The 23597-nt window shown below is 50.0% G+C and carries 20 protein-coding genes and 1 pseudogene; 2 read left to right on the top strand and 19 right to left on the bottom strand.

Annotation, left to right across the window (positions count from 1 at the left end; translation table 11 throughout):
* Nucleotides 1-191 precede the first annotated feature (191 nt).
* The 15 genes and pseudogenes from MHFGQ_RS01890 to MHFGQ_RS01820 form a co-directional block, all read right to left on the bottom strand.
* On the bottom strand, nucleotides 192-635 hold the full coding sequence (locus tag MHFGQ_RS01890) for a nucleoside deaminase (protein ID WP_425463817.1): 444 nt from the start codon (nucleotides 633-635) through the stop codon (nucleotides 192-194).
* A 201-nt stretch (nucleotides 636-836) separates the two neighbouring features.
* A complete protein-coding gene (locus tag MHFGQ_RS01885) occupies nucleotides 837-1322 on the bottom strand; it encodes a ferritin-like domain-containing protein (protein ID WP_106005634.1) in 486 nt (161 codons plus the stop codon).
* Nucleotides 1323-1848: 526 nt separating this feature from the next.
* Nucleotides 1849-2286: a type II toxin-antitoxin system VapC family toxin gene (locus tag MHFGQ_RS01880; protein WP_106005635.1), complete on the bottom strand. Its 438-nt coding sequence runs from the start codon at nucleotides 2284-2286 to the stop codon at nucleotides 1849-1851.
* Complete coding sequence (locus tag MHFGQ_RS01875) at nucleotides 2267-2524, bottom strand: AbrB/MazE/SpoVT family DNA-binding domain-containing protein (RefSeq protein ID WP_106005636.1); 258 nt, start codon at nucleotides 2522-2524, stop codon at nucleotides 2267-2269. Before MHFGQ_RS01875 ends, MHFGQ_RS01880 begins: the two co-directional genes overlap by 20 nt.
* 219 nt (nucleotides 2525-2743) lie before the next feature.
* The gene (locus MHFGQ_RS01870) at nucleotides 2744-3457 is read right to left on the bottom strand and encodes a hypothetical protein (RefSeq protein WP_106005637.1); all 714 of its coding nucleotides are present in this window, start codon (nucleotides 3455-3457) and stop codon (nucleotides 2744-2746) included.
* Nucleotides 3458-3494: 37 nt separating this feature from the next.
* Complete coding sequence (locus MHFGQ_RS01865; RefSeq protein WP_106005638.1) at nucleotides 3495-4133, bottom strand: HTH domain-containing protein; 639 nt, start codon at nucleotides 4131-4133, stop codon at nucleotides 3495-3497.
* A gap of 521 nt (nucleotides 4134-4654) precedes the next feature.
* Nucleotides 4655-5434: an ImmA/IrrE family metallo-endopeptidase gene (locus tag MHFGQ_RS01860; RefSeq protein WP_106005639.1), complete on the bottom strand. Its 780-nt coding sequence runs from the start codon at nucleotides 5432-5434 to the stop codon at nucleotides 4655-4657.
* A 5-nt stretch (nucleotides 5435-5439) separates the two neighbouring features.
* A complete protein-coding gene (locus tag MHFGQ_RS01855; RefSeq protein ID WP_106005640.1) occupies nucleotides 5440-5910 on the bottom strand; it encodes a helix-turn-helix domain-containing protein in 471 nt (156 codons plus the stop codon).
* A 12-nt stretch (nucleotides 5911-5922) separates the two neighbouring features.
* Complete coding sequence (locus tag MHFGQ_RS01850; RefSeq protein ID WP_106005641.1) at nucleotides 5923-6258, bottom strand: DUF4258 domain-containing protein; 336 nt, start codon at nucleotides 6256-6258, stop codon at nucleotides 5923-5925.
* Between the two features lie 59 nt (nucleotides 6259-6317).
* Nucleotides 6318-6788: pseudogene (locus MHFGQ_RS13895) on the bottom strand (hypothetical protein); the annotation flags it as partial.
* A 674-nt stretch (nucleotides 6789-7462) separates the two neighbouring features.
* The gene (locus MHFGQ_RS01840) at nucleotides 7463-9202 is read right to left on the bottom strand and encodes an Eco57I restriction-modification methylase domain-containing protein (protein ID WP_343105541.1); all 1740 of its coding nucleotides are present in this window, start codon (nucleotides 9200-9202) and stop codon (nucleotides 7463-7465) included.
* Nucleotides 9105-9875, bottom strand: a complete 771-nt coding sequence (locus tag MHFGQ_RS01835; RefSeq protein WP_106005644.1) for a hypothetical protein — start codon at nucleotides 9873-9875, stop codon at nucleotides 9105-9107. The genes MHFGQ_RS01840 and MHFGQ_RS01835 overlap by 98 nt, the downstream gene beginning before the upstream one ends.
* A gap of 45 nt (nucleotides 9876-9920) precedes the next feature.
* Nucleotides 9921-10598, bottom strand: a complete 678-nt coding sequence (locus tag MHFGQ_RS01830) for a hypothetical protein (RefSeq protein WP_106005645.1) — start codon at nucleotides 10596-10598, stop codon at nucleotides 9921-9923.
* The gene (locus MHFGQ_RS01825; protein WP_106005646.1) at nucleotides 10595-13438 is read right to left on the bottom strand and encodes a helicase-related protein; all 2844 of its coding nucleotides are present in this window, start codon (nucleotides 13436-13438) and stop codon (nucleotides 10595-10597) included. Before MHFGQ_RS01825 ends, MHFGQ_RS01830 begins: the two co-directional genes overlap by 4 nt.
* On the bottom strand, nucleotides 13435-14901 hold the full coding sequence (locus tag MHFGQ_RS01820) for a Zn-binding domain-containing protein (RefSeq protein ID WP_146127155.1): 1467 nt from the start codon (nucleotides 14899-14901) through the stop codon (nucleotides 13435-13437). The genes MHFGQ_RS01825 and MHFGQ_RS01820 overlap by 4 nt, the downstream gene beginning before the upstream one ends.
* A gap of 120 nt (nucleotides 14902-15021) precedes the next feature.
* On the opposite strand from MHFGQ_RS01820, the gene MHFGQ_RS01815 reads away from it, so the two are divergent.
* Nucleotides 15022-16269, top strand: a complete 1248-nt coding sequence (locus tag MHFGQ_RS01815; protein ID WP_106005600.1) for an IS4 family transposase — start codon at nucleotides 15022-15024, stop codon at nucleotides 16267-16269.
* Between the two features lie 166 nt (nucleotides 16270-16435).
* On the opposite strand, the gene MHFGQ_RS01810 is transcribed toward MHFGQ_RS01815, so the two are convergent.
* The 3 genes from MHFGQ_RS01810 to MHFGQ_RS01800 all read right to left on the bottom strand — a co-directional run bounded on the left by MHFGQ_RS01810 (nucleotide 16436) and on the right by MHFGQ_RS01800 (nucleotide 21860).
* Nucleotides 16436-17578: a helicase-related protein gene (locus MHFGQ_RS01810; protein WP_245907917.1), complete on the bottom strand. Its 1143-nt coding sequence runs from the start codon at nucleotides 17576-17578 to the stop codon at nucleotides 16436-16438.
* A 299-nt stretch (nucleotides 17579-17877) separates the two neighbouring features.
* Nucleotides 17878-20133, bottom strand: coding sequence for a DEAD/DEAH box helicase (locus MHFGQ_RS01805; RefSeq protein WP_170066412.1), 2256 nt, complete (start codon nucleotides 20131-20133; stop codon nucleotides 17878-17880).
* Between the two features lie 29 nt (nucleotides 20134-20162).
* Nucleotides 20163-21860 carry a DUF262 domain-containing protein gene (locus MHFGQ_RS01800; RefSeq protein WP_106006519.1) on the bottom strand — a complete coding sequence of 566 codons (1698 nt, stop codon included), beginning with the start codon at nucleotides 21858-21860 and terminating at the stop codon, nucleotides 20163-20165.
* A gap of 203 nt (nucleotides 21861-22063) precedes the next feature.
* Here MHFGQ_RS01800 and MHFGQ_RS01795 point away from each other — a divergent pair.
* A protein-coding gene (locus tag MHFGQ_RS01795; protein WP_106005281.1) for an IS3 family transposase occupies nucleotides 22064-23241 on the top strand; the annotation gives its coding sequence in 2 pieces (ribosomal slippage) (nucleotides 22064-22325 and nucleotides 22325-23241; 1179 coding nt in all).
* 84 nt (nucleotides 23242-23325) lie between these two features.
* On the opposite strand, the gene MHFGQ_RS01790 is transcribed toward MHFGQ_RS01795, so the two are convergent.
* Entirely contained in the window at nucleotides 23326-23481 is a 156-nt protein-coding gene (locus MHFGQ_RS01790; RefSeq protein ID WP_106005718.1) for an SPOR domain-containing protein, read from the bottom strand.
* Between the last annotated feature and the right edge of the window lie 116 nt (nucleotides 23482-23597).

The raw sequence follows: 23597 nt of genomic DNA, 5'->3' as shown, positions 1-23597 counted from the left end.
CCCCAGGAGAACAGCTATTTGTACTAACCATTTTTTAAATGACCAGTCGATCCCTCACCACTCCTTATTAAATTATGCTAAATTAAGAGAAGAAGAGATTTAATTTAGGTAAAATTTAATTTATATTTATTCGACATTAATATTTTAAATCCTGCTACAACGAAGCTACTTTTAAATATTTTTATGTGGAACTACTTCCAATATCCCTCATGCACTTTCACGGCCTCTTCTTCCAATTGTGGCAGTGGCCCGACTACAATGATATCTTTCTGGCCGCTGGCAAACACCTGGCGGCAGGGGAGATCAAGGGTGGGATTCTGGGGATGGCTGCCGGTTAATTGCCGCAACCGTTTTTCACTTATGACGTACACCACTCTACCTACATTGCCCCAGTAAATGGCACCCGAACACATAGCGCAAGGCTCGGCAGACGAGTAGAGGGTGCACTGCCAAAGAAAGTCTTTACTATACAGTTGAGAGGCTTTACGCATGAGGGCAGCCTCGGCATGCCCGGTGCAATCCCTTTCGGTTATTTCAATGTTTTCTTGTTCAAGGAGGATATTCCCATTAATATCAACCAGCAGGCAGCCGAAAGGAGTGTTGCCATGTTCCCTGGCACACCGGGAAATGGCTATAGCCCTCAAGACATACTCCTTTTCTTTCTCCCAATCAAAGCCCTTCCAACGCCTGTCTTCCAAATATTATCACCCGTAAACAGAAAGTTTGATGTGGCAGCCGTTTTTTATGATAACACGCCTTAAAAGAATTGCAAATAGCCAAGTCTAAACCCGGCCGTAAAAATTTCAAAGGAAGCATTACTTAAAAAGCGGCTCCCCCTACCAGGAAGCCGCCTTTAACAGAGCATTAAACCTTATTGCATGCTCCAGTTCGTCGCCCATTGCCAGAAAATAAGTGTCTCTGACCAGTTGATCGGTGCTGGAAACGATAATTCCTTTATAAAAATCTGCCGCCTCCAACTCATCCTTAAGGGCCTTTAACAAACCGTCTTTATAGGTGCGGTACTGAACGGGTTCAATGTTATATTGGGGTATCCTGTCGGTAAAATGCTTATATAATCTGGTGAATGCTTCTAAATGTTCTAATTCATCTTTGTAGGCGTGATTTATAAAGTCCCTGTGCATTTCATCCGGGGCTTCCCTCATCAGGCGAGAATAAAAATCCGCCGCGGTAGCCTCGGCGACGATAGAATCGTATATATGCTGCACCTGCTTCTGAAAATCATGGGGTCCCAGCACCGGCATTTGGGGAATCATGAACTGCCATTGGTTATAAGGTGGTATCCCAGGTTGGTAATGTTTCATGATAAACCCCTCCAGGATAATATCTACTTCTTATATGAAGTATATGCCGGTGCCGCAATTGTGTGCTTTTAGGCCACCCTCATTAAAAACGCCTTCTTCTTATTCACCGCCTTATGCCGGAGGGTTGTGGCCGTCAGCCACGCCCGCAGGCACGTGGGGAAGTCTGGCCGACGGCTAACGGCCGGAAGGCCGGGAAGCGCCGCGGCTATAAAGACTCACGGTAACATGTCAATGGCCAATAAATGGAAGAGACGGGACCGAGGCCCTTAACAGTAGTTAGGGTCTGAGGAGGGTCACTCCTTTATAATCTAGGCGTTAAACTCCCCCAAAATTTTCGTTGCCTATAATGAAGAAGCGGCCAATGCTGCTCAGGTGGCCTTCCCGGAAAGGATTTTAATCATCATGACACCATCTGCTTCAAGGCATTTTTGAGGGCCTTTTTAGCTCAGGGAAAGGACAAACGCTTCACCTGTGTATTACGAATTCGGTATGACCTAATAAGCGAAAACCTAACAAGGGTAACGGATTACTTTGGATTACCTTGTCCCAGCCAGGTTAAAGGAAAACCCATTTTAACACTGGCATTCTTAATCTCCGGATCACCCGTCACTATAGCAGCATTATTTTTTAACGCCGCAGCAATGGCATAGGCGTCGGCGTAAGATAAGGCACAGGAAGCCTTTACTCTGGCGGCCACCAGCGTTAAATCTTCGTCACCTGCCAAAAACTCCACTGGCCAGTTTTTTACCGTTTCCAAGACCCTTTCAGCTTCTATTTCCCCATATTTCCGGTGTACCCGGTAATATACTTCACCTAAATTTATCCACGTCATGAATAGCCGCACGATGTTATCCCCGGCCTTTTTTAGTAGCGAAGCTACTTCATCAGCTCCAGTTTCGTCTTCCAGGTAACAAATGACAGCATAAGCGTCAAGGACAAAATTTTTATGGTAACTGCTGTTCATGGTCTTCCTCTAATTTACGTTCTTCCCGCTTATAGGCGGTATGGGTTTTTGTCAATGATTGTTTTGCTTTCAACATGCCTCGCGCCCCTCTAACCGGGTCAGCCGGGGCAGGGGTAATAACGATTTGACCTTCCTTCTCTGTAATTATGGCCCTTCCAGGTGCTTGGAGGCCATATTTCTGGCGTAAATGAGCAGGGATAACCACTTGACCCTTAGCGGAAATCTTCACCATCGGCATTAACCCTCACCTCTCTTTTGTTTTACCTCTAAATTTATTGTAAAACTTAATGATGAAAAATACAACCTTAGATCTACATTGTGCGTGTCAAAGGTTTATAGGCGAGGGCTCCGAAGGCACGCATAAAATCTATGTTTGCGGGCTTGTGCAAAAAGCAAAAAGTGTTTGAATACCGTGCTTTGCTGCTCCTCTAATTCTCTGCGAGTAATCTTAAACCTTTTAAAACGAATCTTTTGCTATGTTTGCCTGTAAAAGTTCTTCTGCAATCAATTCTGTATACAACTGCTGGCTCGCATCCCTTGTTTCCCCTCTCCAGTTAATGAACGGCTGCTGGTACAACTGTCCAATATTTTGCATAGCCACCCTCGTTTCATAAATCACTCGCTCTTTCGTATAAGGAGCCGGGGGCCAGGTAATGCTTTTGTATTCGTCCCCGAAATAAGCAGTTATTGAGGCAAAACGCTCAACCGGGAAATCATTGTATGCCAGAAAGACAAAGCCCGAGCCGTAAGGCAATTGATCCGGTTTTAAGCGTTCCTTGCCGTAAGGCATGCACGCCATATATAGAAAAGCTCGCAATACTTCTTTATCCGTTTCCTGATTGACGCCCTCTACCACAATCATCCCCTGGTTTTCAGGCCAGTAGAGAGGCTTCTTGCGTTGATGATAATCTCCTCTGATATCTTCAACATTTGCCCCGTTTGCATTAAAAATTCTGAATTCCAGTCCCTGGTCGTTGGCAAATTTTTTCAATACCCGGAGCACATGTTCTTTGCCTTTAGCATCCGTGTTGATTACCAGCATGCGTTTAACACCAAAGACAGCAGACAAAAATGTTTCTAATAGTTCATCGGGAGATGTTACAACCCGAATCTTAGAACGATCAACTTTAGACCACCTTTTGATTATCTCCTTTCTTCTTTCATTATCCATTTTTGAAGCCTCCTTCGGTTGAACCTATTCCTGGCTCTTACTCCCATAACCTTTCTCTAGTTAAAAGGAAAAAGGCCTTCTCTTGCTCATCATAGCCGATTGGCTTGCCGATGCGTTCCAGAATTCTTATGTCACGCTGGACCGTGCGCACAGAAACCTTAAACTCCTTTGCCAGTTCCCTGGTCTTAACAGGCCCTTTTTGAAGCCTTTTCAATATCATCAGGATACGGGAAATCCGTTCTTCGCACTGCCTGGCAATACGTTCCTGGCGATTTGCAGACGTTTTCTGTTTGAGGATGCTCAACCGCAACTTCTGCAGGTCTGCAAACAATCCAGGATCAACTTTTACACATGACGGCAGCGGCGACGGCCAGTGCGAACATGGCTTCTCGACAAATATAACTTTAAACTCGCTTGAGTCGTGTTCCTGCCACAACTCAAAAAGAAGTGCCGCGTCTTCCTGACTTATCTCCTGAGGATTTACAATTGCCATAAACGCTGGTATTGCTATCAGGTCCTCAATAACACTGCATTCATATACTTTTACATTAAGCTGTGCGGCCACATCACAAATCTGGGCGCTGAAGTCGTTTTCCAGGCCAAAGATAAGAATTGTGTCAGTTGCTGAATAGTATTCATCCCATGCAAAGGGTTTTCCTGTCATTGGATTTAACATCGGCAGTCGCCTCAATCATCCAAAATCTTTTCTTTTTTATACCACAACATGGCGACATGGTTTTGGCGTAAAAATGTTACAGAAAATAATACACCCCACACTTCGGGAGGAACTGGCCGGGCACCGTTAGACGCCCTGGGTGAAAAGGGAAACCTGTCTTATTTCAACTACCACGCAGGGGACGCCGTTCTTTGGCCCCCGACCGGCACAAGACGAAGCCGTGCTGGAGAAGCGGCCGGGCGGAGGCCGGCTACAGCGGAGCGCGGGGCCGGGGCCTGTCGGGCGTCCTAAAACGAGGAGTAAACCTTGAGACCAGGCCGTGGGCGGTACCTAGTGGGATGTAAAGGTTTTCATGCTGGGGAAAGGGGTAAACTTGCTTTTTGTCCGCCGCGACAAAGATAGAGACGTAATCTGCTGTATGAGAAGAAATAGCACTTCAACTTGATTGTTGTGCGCAGCGGCCAGGGAAAAATCGTGGACGCCATGCCGCCGGGTTCGAACTACTTCGAACTACCTTATAGTTAAATAAAATTGTCGTCTAAATCATCTTCCGTTTCACTAATTGGTATTCGTAAAAGACTTAGCACCATTCCCAAACGCTCAAAGGCTACAGACTCTTCCACTATTACTACATCTTTTGGCGCCCCCTGGCACCAAGCAACTGCCGGTAGTTGTTGTGGCCCAGAAGATAAAGTTCCCTGGACAAAATATTCGTAGGCATAAGTCCATTCGTGAAGTCTACCTTTTTTAATCCAGTAGGGAAAGGTTTTGGATTTAACGAACCACTTAACTTCCCCTGCTTCTGAAAGGATTACTGCTGCCTTCTCAGAGGTTAATTCTATTATTTTTATCGCAGTTGCTGCTAAAGAGGTGCCGTACACTTCGCTTATTTCTTTAATGAGATTAAAGTCAGGTGGATGTTTAAGGTATTTCTCTACTTCGACTGCCGGCAAAAGAAACTCGGCCGCAAATTCATTTGCCTCATTCTCTATTTTCTTATTGGTACGAAAGGATTGGAGATCTTTCGGTAAGCAACGAAAAATTTCCGCTTGATGATGGGGTATGTAAAAATGGCCTATCTCATGAGCTATAGTAAAGCGCTTACGAGGTTTATAGTCAATTTTCTTGCTTATAAGGATGCGGGTATTGTTATTCTTCTGCAGAAGATAACCATCAGCATCCAGGGGCTCTTCCGAAACTTTAATTTGCAGTCTCTCAGCAACCTCCCAGGGGTTTACGGGACCGGAAAGCTTGAGCTGGAAACGCAATTCCCGTGCATAATGAAAAGGAGGTAAGGACAAGATGCCTACCCCCTTACCTGACCCATCTCGGCCAGGTGTTTTTGAATTATTTCAGTGTCATTGGCAGAGATGCCGCTTCCCCCCACCTCACGAGCTGCTAAACCTACTGCCTGCTCGAAAAAATCTTCTCCTTTAACTAACGCTAGAATTTGCGTGCGGGAAAAGCGCCACTCCCGCCCGATTTTAGTGGCCGGCAGCTTGCCGTTCCTGACCAGATTATAGACCGTCTGGTTGCTTACCCGCAGCAGGTCGGCCACTTCCTCGACATTCATTATTTCTGGATACTCGGCCTGTTTAAGGGTGCCCTGGATCAGGCCCTGCATCAGGCGCACGTCTTCCGGTTCGTAAGCCTGTTCCCCACAGGCTTCACATACCCAGGCATCCATACCTCGAAAGATAATGGTGCGACCTTTCCAGGTAGCTTCCACGTCTTTCTTGATTTTTTTCATTTCGCCACCGCAGACATAACATTGCATTAGTTAATCCTCCTAACGCCTTTTCTTGAAAGGCCCTAAATCCTCCCAGGCTTCCTCCCGGAAGCGGCATACAGTTACGATAACCGGTCGGGGGAAACTCAGGGCCACCACCATATAAAACTCCTGGCCTTCACCGTCAACTCCCTGAACTAGAACCTTGAGGTCCCGGCCATGATCCTGGGTTTCTAATACTTCTCCCTCCAGCGCGCACCGCAAAATATCCTCTTCCGCAATGCACCGTTCACCCATCCTGCGAAAAGCATGGTGGGAGATGATATAGCCATGCCCTTCCTTCCCGGCCCTACGTTCCTTAGCAGCTTTACGGAGAAGAACTATCCAGGCAGTCATATTATACCTCTTCCTATAAGATATTATAAGTTATTATAAAATACAATAGGATAGACAAGTTATTTTTTAACCAGCCTGTCCCATGCTTCCAAAACCAAGCGCCTGGTGCGGTACTCGCCGTAGCGGCGGGTTTCATTTTCTTTCAGGACGCGGAAGGTCTCGCCGGGGAAGTCCGGGCCGTAGACGTCCTGGGGGTCCAGGATGTAGCGCAGCTCATCCCGGGTGAGGCCGTAGAGCCTGGCGTAGTAAGCGTCCAGCTCGGCGCGGATGAGGGCGCGGCGCTCTTCGTTCCAGCGGTAGGGGTAGAGTTGGAAGTCCGGTTTTTTATAGTCGATTTCGAAGGGCCGTTCCCCCTGCCAGCAATCCTCCCAGCGGCGGATGATCTCCCGCCGCAATGCTGGGTCGGCATCCCGCCACACATCCCGGGCAAAGGGTTCCAGATCGAAGGTTGTGTAGATCAACTCCAGGGCGCGGGGGACGATAAAGGTTAGGTCCTTCCCGGTGTAGGCCGTGGGCGGGAGGACGGGGAGTTGCTTTACAAGAAAGAAATTGAGATGTATCCCTCCGATTTTCTGCCTTGCTATATAATCAAAAACAAAAACACTAAAGTTAGTAAGCAAACATGTTATTAAAAATGAATTACCTCCATTAAATAGTAGCAAAGGAGCATTATTCCCTACCCCTACTCTGGGCAAAATACTAAATATAGCTGTACGCTCATCTGTTGCACGTGCTATATCCCTGAATCCTAAAAACCACTCCGGTGCTAGCCTGCGCGCAAGTTGGATCAAGGCTTCCAGGCCACTTTTAGCCCCGGCGATTACCTGGAGATCGTCTTTTGCAAGGGGATATTCCTCTTCCATAGACCGGGCTTCTTGTTCGTTAACTGTAAATTTGGGTCTTCCCTTGCCAAGCGAAGCTGGCAAATCAACCCTACGTTCATGGTTAGCGCTATAACCAGCCAGCCAGTTGGCCAAGGCCTCCACGGCGTCTTCTTCATCCCCTGAAGCCAAAGCCGCCGCAACCATTTCCGGCACCCTGGCGGTCCTTGCCAGTACCTGTCTCTCCTCCACCCAGTAACGGGGCAGGACGGTAAATCCGGGATCGGCATACTGCTCCAGCGCTGGTGTAGGCAACTGGTGAGTACTGACGGAATCCACGGCAACGCCCTCGTAAGTGCCGAAGCGGTGGTCGTACTGGTGGATCATCTTGGCCTCGTAGAGGGGCAGGTAGACCTCGCCATCCCGGACAAAATATTGCCCCGCAGGCTAAAGCCTTGATTTTTTAGTTCTTCACTGGTCTTAAACAGGTGGCTGTCGTTGGACATATCCAGCATCCGCAGAAATGCAATCCCCCACGGGTTTTCCCCGGTCCGCTCGTTCACCAGCACCGGCACCCGCCGGTAGATCTTCCTGGTCAGCTCGGCATCGGCCCTGGTGCGAAAAACCGGGCAGGTGCGGGTATTAGGGTTCAAAAGGGCCAGATCGGCGGCGCTCAAGGCAAAGACGCGCTGCTCGTCATTCAACTGTTCCGTGCGGATGAGGAAGAAGGCAAAACGGGGCACTTCTATATTTTTATTGCCCGGCCCGGCCAGGGTCAGGAGGCAAAACTTCTGTAACGAAACTACGGCAGGAAATAGTTTTTCCCGGTTCTCAAAGTCATAGAGCCCGGTCAGGAGGTTGTTATCCATCAGGTGATTGAAAAACTGCTTGCAGGTGTCATCCGTAGCGATGCCGGTGGGCAGCACCATCCCGCCCCTGCCGCGGGGCGCCAGGAGTTTCGTGGCCAGCTCAGCAAAAAGGGCGTAGTAATTGACATCGCCGACTGCCGTTAACGGGAAGCGCCCGCTCTGGCGGACAAATTTACTGATGGCTTCGTGATCATGCTTGGCCCGGTCAAAAGCGGCCACCCGCGCCTGAAGTTTAGGATCGTTACTGCGACGGTATTCAGCAATGCGCCGGGTGCGCTCGGCTTTGTTGGGGGCACGGCATATATAAGGATCATCAGCCCAGTGTTCTTCTTCCTGCAATTTGATCCGCTCCCACGGCGGGTTCCCCAGCACTATGTCAAAACCGCCGGCAGCAAAGACCTGGGGGAATTCCAGGTGCCAGTGGAAAAAGCGGTGGCGGACAGCCAGTTCCCAGGCATGGCCGACTACCTGCCCGGAGACGCGGGCGGGATTCTGGAGGTAGTCCTGCAGGGTCTGGAAAGTAGGCACCGGGACACCTGGCCTGATTTCGCTGAAAAAGGCCGCCGTCCACAGGTTGGCCGCCGTATTTTCCGTCCACCATTTCGAGTCGGCAGACCGTATTTGCTGGTAAATGGCGGCCTTGCGCTGCACGTTATTATAGCTATCTTCTGCCAGGGTCTCGAGGGTATTATAGGCCGCCGCCAGTTGGTCAAACTCCTCCCCCGTCGCCGCTATAAATTCTTCAAAAATAATCTGCCCTCGTTCCCACTCCTGCCGCTCCTGGCGATTGCGCCTTTTTAATGTCCGGGCCGTTTCTTTATCGTCTCCGGTAACGGCATCAAAGGCAGCATCGGGGATACCTGCAGCTATTGACCCGGGCATTGCTCCCACCAGACTGTTGCCGCACTTAATGTGGTGGTCGAGGAAGGTCAGGGGCATGCCGCTAACATGTCCCTCCAGCCATAAGGCCAGCTTGCAGAGTTCCACAGCCAGGGGATTCAGGTCAACGCCATAAATGCAGTGGGTGATGACATCACGCACGGCCCGCCGTACCTCAGCAGGCCCGGGCTGATCTTCGCCAGCACGCACCTGGGCCAGAGCATGACCGATTCTTCGGGCCGCCGCCAGCAGGAAGTGGCCAGAGCCGCAGGCGGGGTCAACCACCTTTAAAGACAGCAAAGCTTTTTCCTTTTCTTCCCTGGTTGTTGCCTTCTCCAACCGTTCGGCAATAACCGGGTCGACGGCGCTTTTTATCAGCTCGTTGACCAGTTCCAGGCGGGTGTAATAAGAACCAGCTCTTGCGCTCAGTACCGCTGAGGAGTTCAAACTGGAGCCTGCCTTCCGGGCCAGCTGTCACTACAGGATGGTAATCAAGGAGGCTTTCATAAACGCTGCCCAGCTCTTCCACGTCCAGGGCGGCGTAGTTGACCCGGCGCAGGTTCCTGCCTTCTCTATACAGGGAGAGATGGCGAATAGCCTGCAGGAAATCGATATTGGCCAGGTGGGTTCCCTCTAAATCGGGGATGGCCTGGGCACTAAAGAGGTCACCATCTAGGACGCCCATACCCAGGCGACAGGCCAGCTCTTCCCTGGCAAAAAGGCGAAAGGTAGTTAAAAGGCCCAGCCAGAGGTCACAGTAGCGCCGGGCACCGCTGCTGTACCCTTCTGCAAGTTTGCGGAGGCGGGACACGCTGTAGAATTCATTATAAATACGGCTCTTTTCCGGGTCATACCGGGCTCCTATTAAGCCGCGTTCCTCGGCGACCATGAGAAAGAGCAGCCGGTAAATCAGCCGCAGCAACTGGCGGTAATATTCCAGGGGTGTCAGTTTGCCTTCCTGGAGGCGCTGCCGCAAATCCTTATTGGCAGGGTGGGCCAGGAAACCATTGGCGAGTATTTTCAGGGCCTCTTCAACGCCCTCCCGCAAGTGCTCCCGTACCCGTCCCCCGGCCTCGATGCCCTGCTGATAGTATTATTCGAGGAGGCATTGGGGGGCTTCGGCCAGGGACCGGGGCAGGCGGGTGCGGTGGACTAGGCGGTATAAAAGGGCAAAATCGTTAAACTTCTCAGCAGCAAGCATCTGTTCCAAATCAAATTCAATGTAGGCCAGGCGGGTGAGACGCGTCGAATCCCGCAAGATTCGCAGCACCCGGCCATTGGTCACTATCCCCCAGAGGTGTTCTGAGCGGTTTAGGTATTCCTGGACCAGGGCATGGGGCGAAAGGCGGGGGCGGCCCGAAGGAGGACGACGGTCCAGATCGGCCCGGAAACCAACCACGTGGACCGGCGGCGCATCCTCAGCGGAACCGGCACGATGGGAAATAGCGTAAGTCTGCCCGGCAATCTGCGCTGCCCTTGACATATACGTTATATCTTCATACCCCAGGGTCCGCAGGAGGGGTAAGATCCACTGTTCCCTGGTTGGTGTTGTCGCCGGATCGTCTGCCGGCAGGCGCAGGAGGGAACGCTGCAAGGCCTGCCAGAAAGCCCGGGCGTCGCTCCAGGCCGCAGCTATCTCATCAGTAAGGCGACGGTTTTGGGGCAAACCAAAATCCCTGGCTTGCTGGCCAGGAGCCTCGCCGGCGCCAATAGACGCCAGTATATCAGCCGGTATAAGGCCGCCTTCTACTCTAATACACGTGAAATTCATCGAGCTGCTACCCCCTTCGGGACCGGCATGAGGACATATATGCCCAGAATATCAGGAGGTAACTGCGGGCGCACGACCAGGCGCCCTTCGCGGGTGATGCGGCGCACCCGGCGATGGGCCTGGTGTAGCTTTAGCGCCCGTTCCTGGGCTAAATCCTGCAGTAACGATGAAAGCTCTTCCAGCCAGCCTGCTGTTTCCTGCAGAATACGCATCCGCTCTTCTGTACTTACATTGGCTTCTGGCCGGGAATGTTCCAATAGTCGCAGGGCTTCCTCCTGCTCCAGCCGCTCTAGCTGTCCCGGGCGGCCACGCCAGCCGGCTACCACAACTTCCTCAGCCAGGAGAGGGGCGGCCTGGTTGCTGGCTTCCAGCAGGTAACGCAGCCGCAATAAAAGCAGCGTCGTCCGCCTTGGTACTAAGGTAGTACGAATAACACCACTGCGAGCGATGATCTGTCCATCACCGGCCGGGTCCAGAGCAGAGTTAAAGAGATACTCAGCCAGGGCGCCGGTCAAGGGGTGGTTCCTGCCCACAAAGACAAACCCTTCCGGCGCCGGGCTATCAAAGGACAGGCGTAGCAGGCCAGACGCACCCAGACGTTCCCGGATAGATAACGGCAGGGGTGATGGGTCGAGCAGCCACCCTCCTTTTTCCCGGCGTATAGGAGCGCCTAAACGCTCGCAGGCGGCAACAATAAAGGATTCTACCGCCCTCTGGTCGCCCAGGACGGCGTCCGTCTCCTGCAGTTCCTGCAACACTTCTTCTGGATGAATGGCATGCTGGGCAAACCTGGTCCGGGACTCGCGCTCCCGCTCCACGGCTTGATCCCAGGCCCGGTGCACTTGCGGCAGTTCAGGGGCCAGGTCAAAGATAGTAAGCTGCTGGATCTCCTGGACGGGACGGGTATGCAGGAAAAGGGACTTTAAGACCGCCTCCATGACCGTTTCGCTATCCACTGGTACTGGCACTGAAATCCCCAGGGTACGACGGATCTGGACTGCCTTGCGAATTAAGACCTCAAGCACAGCACCATCGACCGGGTTATCGCGGCCATAGAGAAGCACGGTTTTTACCCGGGCCGCAGTCTGTCCAAAACGGTCTACCCGCCCCTCCCGCTGTTCCAAGCGGTTGGGGTTCCAGGGTAAATCATAATGGACAACAGCATTGAAGTGTTCCTGGAGGTTGATCCCTTCGCTCAAACAATCGGTGGCCACCAGGACGCGTTGCTTTTGGGCTGCCAGCTCCCGCACCCGTTCCTGGCGTTCCTCCTCCGCCAGTTCCCCGGTTACAGAGATCACCTGGAGGTCCGGCCATTTCGGCCCCAGCCGCCGTTTCAATTCTTCAACCACATAGTCGGAGGTGGCAATATAACGGCAGTAAACTATGGGGTGATAACCTTCGCTTAAAAGGCGGTCTATTATTTCTGCCAGCCGGGCTACTTTGTTATCTTTATCTCCTTTCAGGGCCGCTGCCCTCCGGGCAAAAGAGCGCAGGCGGCGACGCTCATTTTCCGGAAGGACAGCTTCCCCTTCGTCTACCACGCGGGCCGGGGCGACGTCAATCGCCACTTCCTCTGCCGCCGGGTCGTAAACATAACGGGTAAAAAGGTCTTCGTCTTCTTCTCCCAGAGCATCTTTCTCTTCCAGGTGCCGGACCCTTTCCAGTAAAGCCGCCTCGGCGGCTGCCGGGCTGGACATTACGCACCGCAGGAGAGCCAGGGCCGTCCAATAACGAAGGCGCTGGCGCCAGCCTGACAGGGTCTCACCTGAGCGGACGATCTCACCGGCAAAACTATAAACGTCCTTAAATAAACTCATATAATCGGGGGAGAGGTCGTAAACCTCCTCTAAAGAATCCCGTTCCGGAAACGGCGTATCCTCCCCCAGCCATTTCTTCACATCGGCCCGGCGCCGTTGCACCAGATGCCGGGCCAGTTCGGCCCGGTTTTTCTCCGACAGGGCCTGCAGGTTAAACGATGCAAACTGGGGTTTAAGTAAGGCTAACAGGGACTGGAAGGATTCCTCCACCCCACTGTGGGGAGTGGCCGTTAATAGAATAAGGTGTCGCCCGGGGTGGGAGGCCAGTTCTCTTAAAAGCTCGTGGCGCTGCTGCTGGGCCGCCTGTTTTGCGGCAGGCTGGGCGCAAGTATGGGCCTCGTCGACAATCACCAAATCGGGACAGTGCAGGAGAAAAGAGGCCCGGTAGCGTTCCGACTTGATAAAATCAACGCTGGCCACGAAGTGGGGATAATACTCGAAAATACTGGTATTGCCCAGAGGTATACCACGTTCTAACTGGGCCACAGTACCCGAACGGATTACTACTGCCTGGAGGTTGAACTTGCTGGCCAGTTCTTGCTGCCACTGCTCACAGAGGTAGGGAGGACAGATTACTGCCACCCGCCGGATCTCTCCGCGGTCTAACAACTCGCGAGCGATCAACCCGGCTTCAATGGTCTTGCCCACACCAACGTCATCGGCAATAAGCAGGCGCACCGGGTCTAAACGCAGGGCCATGAGCAAAGGTACTATCTGGTAGGGCCGGGGACGCACTTGCAGGTGACCCAGGCTCCGGAAAGGTCCAGCACCGCTACGCAAATTCAAACGGGCGGCCTGCCACAAAAGCCTGGCCGCCGTGGCATCCCCTGACTGCCGGAGGTCAGGCGGCGGGAAGGAGGCCGGTTCTACAATTTCTGCATTCAATGGAAGATAGATACCGGTAACTTCATCCTCGCTGCCGCCCAGGGAGCGTAGTAACAACAATTCCTCATCCACCGATGGTAATACCACCCACTCCCTCTCCCGGCAGCGGACAATAGACCCGGGGCTAAATTTAATCATGCTTTCCCCTCCCCGAAAACATCCGGATACGCGGCCACCTGAGCCTCTAAATCCTGATCGTAGCGGATAACAATTACCCGGTAGCCTAAATCTTCCAGTTCTGCCCGCACCTCATTATCACGGGCGCGTTGTTCTGGGCTATCGTGGATAGAGCCGTCGCAAAAAACACAGACATGACCTTCCTCATAATAAAAGTCGGGGCAACAGTAAATATCCTCCAGGTTGCGCTGGGCGTAATCCGGCAGGCGCCGGCCAGTGAAGTAAAGGTGATCGAGGAAGCGACGTTCCAACTCCGAGCGGGTATCGGTTAATCCCCGCAGCCACTGGTAATGCTGTTCGTAATCCCGCCCTCCATGACCACAGCGGGAGATGCCCCGGGTCAGACGCATAAGAAGGTCTTTGGCCAGGTGGCGGTTTAAAATAGGATGATCCGGCTGGTTATAATAAGAGAGGAGACAATCGTAGCAGGCACAGGCACATCCGTCCTCACCGGTCCTTAAGTCAGCCCCGGAATCGGGGTCAAAGTGACAAATAACCAGGGCCTCGCGTGCCACCCGGGCCAGGGCGCCAGGTTCTGCAACTAACCGGCCCAGGACGCCGACACCACCCTCAGCCGCCTCCCACATCAGGATCGCCTGGTGTTCGCCCTCGCCAATGCGCTCGGAGGCGATTTCATCCTCCTCTACCTGGAATAAGGTCTGCAAACCACGCTGCAGGGCATACTGCAAAGCTGCCAGAGTGGCGTTTTCCCTACCTTCATTTTGAATAATATTCCGCGGGAGCTTCAGAAGCAAGATGTTATGGGTATCCCGCACTAAGAGCCTTACCCCGGTCAAGATATTTTCCTGGCCAAGCCCGGGTTCTTCGTCGTCCTGCTCCGGGCGACCGGACCAGTAACCATTCGCCGTATTGAGGGTAAAGCCTACTTCTCGTGAACGCTTCCAGCCGTGATTAATTCGCCACAGGGTGGCTGCCGGGGCATAAAGCATCTCCAGGAGGGATTGACCGCTGGCATCTACCACTGTAGCCTTGATGACCCGCGGTCCACCGGGCCCATAGGCAAAACGGTAATGGGTGGTCACTTCATAACCTTCACGCACCCGCTCTTCTTCATCGCTGGTAATGCGCTCTACCCGCCGGGTAGCCACGGTGGTCATTTCAAAAAGGCGGGCAATATACTCACTCGTCTGACCGTCAAAGCGCGTACCACAATTGCAACAAAGGTCTAAATTTATATCGTCGCCTTCGTGGAAGTAACCACATACTTTGCAGAGCTTGGCACGCAAGAAACGGCTTTCAATGGTTCCCGGCGGCAACAGGCTCCTGACTACTTTATACTTGTTGCCTTCGTGATAAATAATGTTGCGCGGTCCAAATTCCTTTAAGGCCAGGAACCGGGGCCGGACGACAAATTCCCCTTCTGCACCCACTAGCGTTGCATAAAGAAAAAATAAACTTGTCAAGGGAAATAACGCCCAAAAAACAGCCAAATTCCTGAAATAACCTAGCCTTGCAAGAAAAAACTCCTTATACTAGAGATTGAGGGTAGTCCTTGCCCCAACCTCTAACATAAGGAGGCCCAAATGCAAGGTAAGGATACCACATTATCCACATTTCATCAACTGTTTGCTCCAGTTTCTAACGACTATTTTTGGCAGTTAACCGCCGGTATGGGGGTCGATAAGTACGCTAAGAAGCTAAATTCCCTTCAACTCATTAAACTAATAGCCTTCGCTCAGCTGGAACAACTTAATGGCTTGCGGGATATCAGCAATAGCTTCAATGACCCGCAATTTAGCCTGGCTATCAATTTAGAGAGTATCAGTTTCTCCCAGATAGCGCGCCGTTTAAGGGATTTATCGCCGCAATTCATCCGGCTATTATTCAGCCATCTCACCACCCGGATAGGCCGGGAAATCGGCTTTGAAAACTTAAGAAATACCGCAGGACGTATTTACCTCATCGATTCCACTATCATTAGTCTCTGTTTTACCCAGTACCTCTGGGCCGAGTTTCGTAGGACTAAAAGCGGGATAAAACTCCACCTGCGCTTAAAGTTCTGTGAAGAAGAGGTTCTACCTGATAAAGCAATTGTCACCCCGGCCCGGAAGGCAGATAAAACCCAGATGGATACCCTCGTAGTAGAGGAAGAAGAAGCCTTAAACGTCTTTGACCGCGGCTATGTCGATTACAAGAAGTTTGACAGATACTGTGAAGAAGGCGTCCGCTTTGCCAGCCGCTTAAAGGGTAATGCTCTGGTAGAAATAATCGCCGAGTTGCCGGTAAACCCTGACAGCAAGGTTAAAAAGGAACAGCTTGTTTACCTTGGCAAAGATGGAGTTACCAAAATGAAGCACCCTTTACGGCTGATAACAACCGAAGATACCCAAGGGCAACCGGTAATTATAGTCACCAATGATTTCGAGTTACCGGCGGAAGAATTAAGCGAGATTTATCGTAAGCGCTGGCAGATAGAACTCTTCTTCAAATGGATGAAACAACACCTGCAGGTGAAACATTTTTATGGTAAAAGCGAACAGGCTGTAGAAAACCAGCTCTTCATAGCGCTAATAACCTACTGCCTGATGGTTATGCTGCAATTAAAGGCCGGCTATCAAGGACCATTGCTCACTATTAAACGTTTAATCCGCACCTGTCTATATGAGCCCTTTACCTTCTTCGTCCAAAGCCTGCACCGTAAACCCAAACGAAGGTCTTATGGGCGGCACAAGATAGACTATGAAGGCATCTATCAGGATTTAGTAAAGCAAGTTTTAGCTGGCGAAGCTGATTATTTAAACGACGTAACTTATGACCCCTTAGTTCTTTAAGCAACTTTATATGGCAATATGTGGATAAGGACTACCCCTGATAACCTAAGTCCTTTGGCCAGTGAAGGAAGAAAATGCATGGTTGTATACACCATTAATGTTATTATATAACATATTCTGCCTTCCATATATTGCCTTGCACTGTGCTAAAAATTTTTATGCAACGCTAGTGTTCTGCACCCTTAGGTATATAGGCCCTTAACGGCAGACGGGGGAAATTATAGCCAGGCAAAAAGCCTTCACTGGCCAGATAACGATAGGGATAAAAGTCGGATTCTTCTGGACGGGTGTTTTTGCAACAGAGCAGGTCTTTTTGGCGTAAAGCCTCCTGTTCCCGCTGGCGAGCCTCTTCGACTTGCTCCCGGGGGATCGCCCTGCTAACGTGCGAACGATCGATAATAGCCCGCGCCTCTTGAAGCTGGCGATTGGCAGTGGCAAACATCTGGCGCCAGCGGTCAAAGGCGCGGTCGAACTCCGCAGGGGCCTGACGCAAAACCATTTCCAGCCATTCCTCGGAATACCACTCTGCAGCGCTCAACTCTTCGCCACAGGAAGCCAGCACCTCGCGGCAGGAGGTAAAACACTCCTTAAAACGTTGCTGGGAAAAGTTTAACTGGGCCTGGACATTATCCCGGAGGGGATAATTCGCCGCAGCGTTTTCGGCATCTAAGATATCCGGTATAGCCCTCTCCAGGGAAAGACCGGTATAAGCCAGCCAGATGGCATGAACATGGGCTTTTACCAGCTCTTCGTTGCCTAGATCCAGTCGCGGCGGTGCCACGGCCCCGGCTACCATCAGATGGGGTTGGCGGAAGAAATACTGGTCGTGACCACTGCTGGCGCCGCAGTAACTTAAAACTAAGGCCGGCTGCCCACTCCGACCGGCCCGGCCGCTACGCTGGGCGTAATTGGCCGGCGTGGGCGGTATATTACGCAAGTGCACCAGGTTGAGATCGGCAATATCTATGCCTAGTTCCATTGTTGGTGAACAGAAAAGGCAACTCAGTTTACCCTCTTTGAAAAGTTTCTCCCTCTCCTGCCGGTCTTTTATAGAAACCTGGCCGGTATGCTCCCGGGCCTGGAGATCGCGCAGGTGCCAGGCTGTGTGCTGGTAAAAATCGCGGAAAAAAGCATTAACGGTGCGGCTTACCTGGGAGCTGGTTGCCGTCTCAATACGCCGGCTCCAAACGGGATCTGGCTCTAGCGGGGTACCATCCCCCAACCGCCAGATCAGGCAGTCGCTCCTGAGCTGTATAGCCCTGCCTTCTGAACCATCTATATACGTTATAAAGCCTGCCCCTCTAAGCACCGCCAATAGCGCTTCCAGGAATTCCTGATAGGACGCTTCCGAAAGGTTGGTAGCCAAACCCAAGGTCCTCTTATCACGCAAAAAACGGCCCAAACTGCTGCGCGGCCCCAGGCTGAATTCAATTTCTTGCCCTGCCGTCTGGTAACCCGGCAAAACAAAACAAGCAGCCTGCCTTAACCGTTCATTCTCTTCAAAGGTCCAAGGCTCTTTTAAAGCCTCCCTTACCCGGCGCCGCAGGCTCTCTTGATAGCGGGGCTGCAGGCAATCGGCATGGATAGCCAGCTTGCGCCGCAGGTAGTTTAAAAAGGCATAGATGGCCTTAAACCGTATTTCTGATGAAGATTGGGCCAGGACCGGATGGTTCTGCCAGGAGAAGTTATCCCGGCAAGATCTTCTAAACCATCGTAGTCGATACGTAAAAGACCGCACTGCTCCAGGTTGGGCTGCACCACCCTCCATCCGCGCCGTAAATCCTCATAAATGCGGTATTCAATTAAAGCCTCAAGGATTTCCCGGTTGCGGCGGGCCAGACTGCCGTAAGTACCAACTTCCCGGGCGTAGGCGGCTTGATCGAGGGCCAGGGCGTCGGTCACCTTCATGGCAATATTGGTATGGTCAAGGGCTTGATTCTCTTCCAAAGCCTTGTAGATAGAAGAACGCAGCAGAGCAACCTCAACAAAATCATTAAAGTGACCTGCCTGCAGGGAAGCGTCCTGGCGGTTATCGGTAAAACTCAACAGCTTCTGAGCATTTTCGGGAAAAAGGTTCCGCCGCCGGATGTTGGTAATAGCTGAAATGCTAAGAAGGGTGGTAGCGGTACTCCGGCCCTCACTGGAAAGATGGGCGAGTTTCCGAAATTCATTCCGGTTTCGACGCGTATATACTTCACCACAGGTCAAGCAGAGCAGGAAAGGACGCGGCAAAAACCAGCAGGGTACATTATCAGCCCCCGGTTCCTCAACAATTATGCCGTCTGGCTGGATAAAAAGGCGCCGGGGGACAAAGGGTTGATACTCCCTTTTTAGGCGTTTCTCGCCCCGGTTAGTTATATTAAACCAATTCTCCGGTAGCAGGTCGAGGTCATCCGTCCAAATACCTTCTTCATCCAGGAGCAGGTAACCATCTTCCGCCTCTTCGCTGGTAGCTCCGGTTTCCGGCGGTCGGGGTATCACCCTTTTCTCTTGGGCATGCAATTCCACCAAGTAATACTCCTGCCCGCATTCGCGGCAAAAGACCAAGGGAAATAAAAGTTTCTGGCCGTCTGGGGCGTAATGCTGGGCTACCAGGGTGAGTTGACGCTTGGCTTTGGTTTCCAGCGTAGCATAAACCGAGCCGCCCTGGGAAATAAACTGGTGCAACTTAAAGGCAAAAAGAGGGTTGCCGTCGGGGAGTTTAATTTTACTTCCAAAAAGAAGCATATCCTGCAGGCGCCGGGCACAGGTCTCTATCTCAATACCGGTTTCCGCGGCAAGCCGGGCGGCACCCTCCTGCAGGGTTATGGGAACGCGGCGTTTTAAATAACCTCCGATTTCTTCTAGACCAAAGGTCCTTTCAATCCAGGCTGCCAGGGGCGACTGCAGAAACTCGGCTTCATTCTGCGGTAGAGGCCCTAAAACTGCTGCCGCCAGTTGTTGCCGGGTGTAGGATATAGAGAAGACGGGCTTCAAGGTTTCGGTAATTATATTCTCAGGTTTGACGTCAACACCAAAGATCTTCCTGGCCACGCTGGCTACAACCTGTTGCTGATCGGATAGATTTCCACCAGTAATCATAGTGGCGCTGGTGCCAATGTGAATTAAATCGGGATTACCGCAGCGTTCCCGCAAGCGCCTTATCAACAGGGCTACGTCTGCTCCCTGGCGCCCACGGTAGGTATGGAGTTCATCAAAGACTAGAAACTCCAGTGCCGTAAACGTACGGTCGACAAAGGGGCGCTCCTCTGGCCGGGTTAGCATCAGCTCAAGCATAACATAGTTAGTGAGGAGTATGTGGGGCGGGTTTTCCCGGATGCTCCGCTTTTCCTCGTCGCTTTCCTGGCCGGTATAGCGATTATAAGTTATGGGAAATTGGGTTCCGGGATTGCGTTCATTAAAGCTTTTAGCCAGACTGTCAATGGCATTGAGTTGGGAATTGATGAAGGCATTCATGGGATAAACAATTATAGCCCGCACCCTGCCGTCTTCAGGATTGTGTTTAAGAACGTGATCAATAATGGGGATCAGGTAGGTCATGCTTTTCCCTGATCCGGTCCCGGTAGTTACTACGTAATTTTCCCGGCGCAAAGCCACTTCAATGGCCTGGTACTGGTGTTGGTAAAGCCGGAAGCCATGAAATATTTCCTTACATAATGGATGCAGCAGCCCCCGGGATACTAAGTCATTTATGCTGGGGCCGTACTCATAGGCAGGGTTGAGCTGCACCAAAGCATCCGGCCATAACTCGCCGGCATCAAGTTTTTCCTGGACGAATCTGGCTATGCTTTCATCCCTTATCTTTAAGAAGCTCTTTACATATTCTGCATAATCCCGGACAATATTCTCCCTTAAAGAAAACATAGGCCCGCCTCCCGGTTTCACCACTTTTTTTATAGCCATAACTTAATTGCCCTATTTAACAATTCCTCATGTCTACTTTTAACACTTTGTAAATCCCATACATCAAACTTATCAATCTCTTTAGTGAGTTGAAAATCGGTCATACTACCGCCAAAATAGCTTTTCTTCTTCTCCTGGAAAGGACGATTGTTGGCGGAAGAATTTTTCTTCCGGCTCAATAATACTAAATTCCCGAGCCTATTGGTCCATTCCCTCCGTGAATCCAGGTCAAATAATTGCATCCATTCACTTTTTTCATCTGGATTTCTTGGTAGTATATGTTCAACGGTAATTATTCCTTTATAATTCTTAGCTACATTAGCATTCTCAGAAAGAGATAAGTCGAGCCTGAGTAATATATACTTGCAATAACTTCTTACGTAAAAATCAACTGCATCTATGGCAGTAATAAATTCTCTTTTTCTGACACTGGTATCAAAGATCGAATCATTAATAACTTGATCTTCATTGCTAGAGGCATCAATTAGCTTAATTATGTTATAAATAGTTGTCATGCGTTGGGTCGGTGTATAACCTATAACCCAATCAACAACATAACGCTTTTCTAGTTTTTGGAGAAAAATCACCTTCTTGCTCTCGTTTGTAAACTTTGAGCTGAAATGCAAAAATGCCGGGATCCAATATGAAGATGGAAGATGATCGCGCATCAGCGATATTAGATTATGATATTGTACTTGTAAATCAGAGTTTAGATTTATTTGGCCGTTTAGTACTTGTTCTTGATAAATGATAGCTATTTTCTGCAAATACTTGATAAATTCTTCTCCCCAGGAAATTGCTCCACTGGAAAATATTTTATCTTGATATTCCTCGAACATAGTTCTTTGTGCCTTTTCTTTTACCCAAATATCCCTAATAAAAGCTATTAATTGTTCTAATTCATCTCTTCCTAATTCTTCTTCTAGATTTTCCCAGATATGAATATATTTTGGGCGCAAATTATCAGGTATAGCCGCTATATTATGGCTTTTAAGCAAATCAGAGGCTGCTAACGGCAGACCTCTGGTATTTAAAACTGCAAAAAGCCTAAACGCTGAAGTTAATTTATCTGTTTTTACGTAAGCAAATACGCAATTATTAAGAATGTATTTGCTCATATTAACGAGTAATTGCTCATCAAGATTACCGTCACGATTGAATTTATCCTTAAATAAGTTAACTGCTGTTAGCATATTTTGTTTGGCTTCACTTAAAGCATTAAAGCTATTAAGGCTTTTTTCAGTACCACCTTCCTGAAGAACATGCTCTTTAAAAAAGTCCTGTTCTTTTTCCCATACCAAAAGCCTTACAGCTTCTTTTTTGCCAAGTAACTTAGCCTCTTTCTGATAAAGCAAGCTTTGAATTTGACTGGCATAATCTCTTTCTATCTTGCTTAAAAAATCTCTAATTACTGCAAGAAGAATAATAAGGGAAGTGATTCGTTGTTGACCATCTACCACATCATATAAGCCACTACCATCGGCATGTTGTTCAACGGTTTGTAAGATAATACTCCCTAAAAAATAATTTTCCTCGTTATTTTCCATACTTTGCTTTATATCTTCAAATAGGTCATCAAAATTGTCCTTATTCCAAGTAAAAGGCCTCTGATATCCCGGTATACGAAATAAAAATTTATCACTCAATAAATCTTTAATTAATATTTCTCTTGCCTCAATATTAGCCATACAAAAACCTCCTTAAATTGAAATAAAATGGTAAACCGTATAAGCTAGGACCTTATTGCCTTAAGGCTCATCTAGGTTCGTACCAGGGACAGTTGCTGCAGATCTTCATGGAGACTTCTTTAGAAACTGACAGCCTGACCCTCCCCCGATTTGTAGGACACAGAGTTAAGAGTGTATAATCAGAGTAAGGAGGCGTTGTGTCCATGGGGGAGCAAAGAAGAAAATATGACGAAGAGTTCAAGCGCAATGCCGTCGAGCTATGCCGCACCAGCGACAAAACCGCCAGCCAGATTGCTTATGACCTGGGTATCAACAGCAGCATGCTCAACAGATGGCGCAGAGAACAAGAAAAGTATGGAGAACGAGCTTTTCCCGGGTTAGGGAAACAGATGCGCGGCACCGAACTTGAAGAAGAAAACCGCCGCCTGAAAAAAGAACTGGCCATCGTCCAGGAGGAACGAGACATCTTAAAAAAAGCAGTGGCCATCTTCTCCAAAACACCGAGATGAAATATCGGTTTATCCGGGAGCACACGGGAACTTTCCGTGTCGAGACGATGTGCCGCGTATTAAAGGTGTCCCGGACAGGATATTACCGCTGGTTAAAAAAGCCCGTAAGCCAGCGTAAAATCCAGGATGAAATTATCAAAGAAAAAGCAGAGCATATCTACAACAAGAGCCGCAAAACCTATGGCAGTCCCCGTATTCATAAACAGCTCGGCAAGGAAGGTATTCATTGCGGCAAAAAGAGGGTAGAGCGGCTGATGCGCGAAGCGGGCATCCAGGCCATCCAAAAACGCCAATTCAAGGTGACTACCGACTCCAGGCATAATCTGCCGGTAGCCGAAAACATCTTAAACAGGGAGTTTACCGCCAGTAGCCCTAATAAGAGATGGGTAACGGATATAACGTATATCCCTACCGAAGAAGGCTGGCTGTACCTGGCGGCGGTTATGGACCTCTATTCCAGAAGGATTGCAGGTTATTCAATGCAGAAATATCTAACCCGGGAATTGGCGATTGAGGCCTTAAACAATGCCGTCACCAACCGCCGGCCGGGCCGGGGACTAATAATCCACTCCGACCGCGGCAGCCAGTATGCGAGCCATGATTATCAGCAATTGCTGCAGCAATATGGCTTTATCTGTTCCATGAGCCGAAAGGGAGATTGCTGGGACAACTCCCCTATGGAAAGTTTCTTCAAGACATTGAAGACGGAACTCGTCTACCATCGCCGTTTTAAAACCCGGGCAGAAGCCAGAGTGGAAATCTTTGAGTACATTGAGGTTTTTTATAACCGGTTCAGGTTACATTCTTCCCTTGGGTATGCGACACCGGAAGAATTCGAGAAAAACTATGAGAACCTGAGAAATGTGGCTTAAGTTGGTGTCCTATTTATCGGGGGAAGTCCAGCCACGTAAAGTCTATAATGTCATTATTAGTTAATAATTCTACGGTTTCCTGGATTATCCTGCATCCGGATCTATTTGAGAGCAAATGGTATTCAGCTGCATAATATACACATCATAACCTTCGCTCCTCAGTTTCTTCGCCAGTGTCTCAGCGTTCTCCTTCTCGACGAAGGCTCCTACCTGGACCCGCCAGAGTCGTTCAGTCCAAATTGTTTTTTATATGGACATTATGTGCTAAAATAACTTTATAGGAAATTTATGATAGGTGAAGTTTGTGGCTGACTTTAAAGAACGTCTTAAAGAATTAAGAGAAGAAAAACAGATTA

Source organism: Moorella humiferrea, assembly GCF_039233145.1.
Lineage (GTDB): Bacteria > Bacillota > DSM-521 > Neomoorellales > Neomoorellaceae > Neomoorella > Neomoorella humiferrea.
The sequence above is the reverse complement of the archived record's forward strand: the minus strand, read 5'-3'. Positions and strand labels throughout refer to the sequence as shown.